At 48.7% G+C, this 3861-nt stretch carries 4 protein-coding genes; 2 read left to right on the forward strand and 2 right to left on the reverse strand.

Going from position 1 to position 3861, the window contains the following annotated elements:
- Positions 1–382 precede the first annotated feature (382 nt).
- Positions 383–766, reverse strand: a complete 384-nt coding sequence (locus ACTF5M_RS11255; protein ID WP_438961057.1) for a bactofilin family protein — start codon at positions 764–766, stop codon at positions 383–385.
- 946 nt (positions 767–1712) lie between these two features.
- Between ACTF5M_RS11255 and rpsU the strand changes: the two genes are divergently transcribed.
- Positions 1713–1919, forward strand: a complete 207-nt coding sequence (gene rpsU / locus ACTF5M_RS11260; protein WP_438961058.1) for a 30S ribosomal protein S21 — start codon at positions 1713–1715, stop codon at positions 1917–1919.
- A 307-nt stretch (positions 1920–2226) separates the two neighbouring features.
- Here the strand turns inward: rpsU and ACTF5M_RS11265 are convergent, their stop codons facing one another.
- A complete protein-coding gene (locus ACTF5M_RS11265; RefSeq protein ID WP_438961059.1) occupies positions 2227–2862 on the reverse strand; it encodes a peroxiredoxin in 636 nt (211 codons plus the stop codon).
- A 233-nt stretch (positions 2863–3095) separates the two neighbouring features.
- Between ACTF5M_RS11265 and ACTF5M_RS11270 the strand changes: the two genes are divergently transcribed.
- Positions 3096–3761 carry a Crp/Fnr family transcriptional regulator gene (locus ACTF5M_RS11270; RefSeq protein ID WP_438961060.1) on the forward strand — a complete coding sequence of 222 codons (666 nt, stop codon included), beginning with the start codon at positions 3096–3098 and terminating at the stop codon, positions 3759–3761.
- The last annotated feature ends 100 nt before the right edge of the window (positions 3762–3861 follow it).

The following is a 3861-nucleotide window of genomic DNA, read 5'->3' on the forward strand; positions in this document are numbered from 1 at the left end:
CGACATCCTTAGCCGACTTGTTTGTGCAGAGCTTCCAAACGACGATATAGCGGCTGTAATTGTCGGGGACTATGCTTCGATAGAAGCCATCCCCAGCTTAGCGCTTTAGGTAGGCAAAGTCAGACTCCCTAGTTTAAATTGGAAGTGAAATGCAGCCATAACTAATAAAGGCTATTTTGCAAAGCTTCTAATTTACTTAAGGGAGTAACTACGCAAAATCACGGATCGGGTTGACGCCTCAGGCTCAATCTACCTCTCTTCAGGTGAACGAGCGTGCGTGTCTTCTAAAGGGCGCTAGGTGTCTCTAAGGATTTACAAGATTACAATAATACCAACGTTAGTCTGTCCGAGTTAAGAAGCCACTTACAGAAAACAATTATGCCTAAATACGGCGTAATTTCGCAACTGACGCACCTATTCTAATCCCTACTTTACGGTAGAAAACAGTTCCATTGATCGACGCTGACGCTTGCAGTTGTACGTTTTCACCAATTACATCACCAGTCACGCTGCCATTGACTATGACGTAATCGCTCGTGATGCTGCCTCTTACTCTGCCTGTCTCGCCTAAAACAACGGTTTGTGCGTTGATATCGCCATCGATTTGTCCCTCAACATGTATTGCGCCTGTAGTAAAAACGCTACCAATAATGGTTAGATTTTGAGAAAATACAGCAACGGCTGGTTCTGAGTCTACTGAAACAATTAATGATTTATCGGGAAGCATTGAAAACGGTTTAGGCATAGTTAATGTTATCGCATTCATTTGCTTGTGTAAGTAGTTGGGGGGGGCGTTTATGATGAGTGGTGATTATTGCCGCTTCTGATCCCGAATTCAAGTACGTGACTTAAGTGTATAAATCTTGCCCGCTCAGCGTTCTAGAATACGCTCAGCATCAAAGAGTCCAAGCGCCTTACGAAGCCGCTGGTTGAGATACACAGTACGTGTGTGCCCACCTTTCCTCTGCTCTCCGCTGAGGATGAACTGCTTAAGCACGTTGCCCACTTCATCAAACACTGTTGCGCTAACTGATTCTTCAATTGCCGCATCGCAACCACGGATGGAGGACAATTAGTGGAAAACTCGCTTGTACCCGAATTGGCTGTGACGGATTGGATCGCCTCGAAAAACTTCTACCGCGATGTCCTTGGGTTCACTTGCAAGTACGAGAGGGCCGATCGGGGTTTTTGTTACTTAAATCTTGGCAATGAGGAATTGATGCTTAATCAGATCGGGCTCGGCCGTACTTTCCATGGCGGGCATTTGCCATCAGTTTACCCGTTTGGGCAGGGGTTAAATGTTCTGATTGAGGTGCCAAACATAACTCCGCTTTTAGCCGCCTTAGAAGTCGCAGGTAACGCACTACTCCTCAACTCCAGAGGACGAATGGTACCGCTGCGAAGAGCAGGAAGTTGGGAACCTCAATTCATCGTCGCGGAACCACATGGCTACTTACTCCGGCCCTACCAATCCCTTGATGCCCGACCAAAGCAATCAGATTAGCTGACGCCGTCACGCGATTAGGAATAAATTTTGGCAAAGAAGTATGCGGTGGTTTTTACGCGTAGCGCTCCACAATACTCACGGATACGCGCCATCAATCGCCCAAAAACAAGAGAGTCTGGTTATCTGGGGTAGATTCCGTTTGATTTCTCCTCGATTTACTGCGATGTGAGCGTCAATTAATTTTTCCAAATACGGCAGAGATCAAATGGAAGTCAGTGTACGCGACAACAACGTCGATCAAGCTCTACGCGCGCTTAAGAAAAAATTGCAGCGCGAAGGTGTGTTTCGTGAAATGAAGCTCAAGCAACATTTCGAGAAGCCATCAGTGAGAAAAGCGCGCGAGCAAAAAGAGGCTATCAGCCGCCAGCGCAAGCTTGCACGTAAAAAGGCCCAACGCGAAGGTATGCTTTAAAGCACGGCAACCCAGCTACTGTACGAATTTTAATCAGCGTCCTCTTTGATGGAGGGCGCTGTTTTTTATTGCGTGAATGTGTCGGGAAAAGCGAAATGCAAATCGCTGAACAAGCGGGTCTCAGATTGGGGCGTTTAAGGTTGGTCTTGCGTTCCAAAAGCATCACGGCCCCTACCCTAAAACCCCAATTTTACGAAGCTTTTGGCACCAAGATAACGTCGCGCGCAACCAGACAGAGCCTGGTTTTGTAGGTAGTGCGAAAGGGCAACGCTTGCATCAATCAAACGCGCCCTTTCGACGTAGCATTTTATTTGCCGCTGACATCGACAGTGCGCAAATATGGGCGGATTTCATCAAACCCTTGCGGGAACTTCACCGTGGCTTCAGAATTTGAAACGGAAGGCGGAATGATCGCAAGATCACCCGGACGCCAATCGGCTGGTGTCGCAACACCATTGGCATCGCCAGTTTGCAACGCATCGATCACGCGCAGAATTTCATCGAAGTTACGACCGACGCTCATCGGGTACGTCATTGTCAGACGCAGCTTTTTATTGGGGTCGATGATGAAGACAGACCGGACCGCAGCCGTTTGCGACTCACCGGGGTGAATCATCTCATAAAGCTTCGCAACTTCGCAGTCTGGGTCCGCAACAATAGGAAAACGCAGCGTTGTACTTTGGGTATCATTCACATCTTCAATCCACTTAAGGTGCTCTGAAACATGATCAGTGCTTAGGCCAATTGGCTTTACGCCGCGTTGGGCAAAATTTTCAGCCAACTGTGCTGTCCGGCCCATTTCCGTTGTGCAAACTGGCGTGAAATCCGCGGGGTGGCTGAAAAAGAACGCCCATTCGTCCCCGATCCAATCATGAAACGATAGGGGGCCGTTCGTGGTTTCTGCGGTGAAATCTGGAACTGTGTCTCCAAGAAGTAGGGGCATGTTTATCTCCGTTTAATGTCTGCAATCATTATCGTAATTATCAGCCAGCAAATCCGTGACAATGTCACGTAGCTGGCATTATTTCGCATTTAATATGCACGTTCAGTCATACAATCCACGCTGCGCACTTTTGAACTGCCTCACACCGTCGCTACTGCAAACTCTCGCGCATTATTGCGATGTATTCCAAGCCTGAAAAATGGCATCATGATCCGAACAAAACGGAGCGTTAAATGACACATTTTGATTGGACCGAACGTTTTGCCGGAACTGCTGCGCTACCCGCCGCTGTTCGTAAACGCCTGACCGCTACTGCCCGCGTGATCCATATCAAACGTGGGGATCAGGTCTTTGGACCGATGAACGTGCCCGAGAGCCTTTTCTTTTTGTATGAGGGTCGTATTCGCGTGTCTCAAAGTTCTGATAGTGGCCGCGAGATTGTTCTTTACCGTGTCGAAGCAGGCGATAGCTGTGTTCTCACGACAGCCTGCATATTGGCCGAAGAAGCATATAACGCCGAAGGAATTGCCGAAACGGATGTAACAGCAATCGTCCTGCCCAAACCAGCGTTTGACCGACTTGCAGCAGAGGAAGATGCGTTCCGAAACTTTGTGTTTGCAGCCTACTCACGTAGGCTTATCGACCTGTTGCGTGTTGTCGATGATGTTGCCTTCGGCAGGATCGACGTGCGTTTAGCGGAACGGCTTTTGATGCTTGGGGATGGCTTAAAGGAAATCCGCAAAACCCATCAAGAGCTCGCCAGCGAACTCGGCACCGCGCGCGAAGTCATTTCCCGTGTGCTGAATGATTTCCATAAACGCGAGCTCATCTCGCAGTCGCGCGGTATCATTACCTTCACCAACAAGCCCGGATTGGCCGCGATAGCGCATAGCGCGTAATTAACGCCACATGAGCGGTGGTTTGGCTTCTTATTCCTTAAGTGACAATGTCACTGAAGGCGCAGCTGTTGGGGTGTATTCTTCGGCTATGTTATCGTCC

It is taken from the genome of Nereida sp., from assembly GCF_965655635.1.
In the GTDB taxonomy this organism is placed as follows: Bacteria; Pseudomonadota; Alphaproteobacteria; order Rhodobacterales; family Rhodobacteraceae; genus Nereida.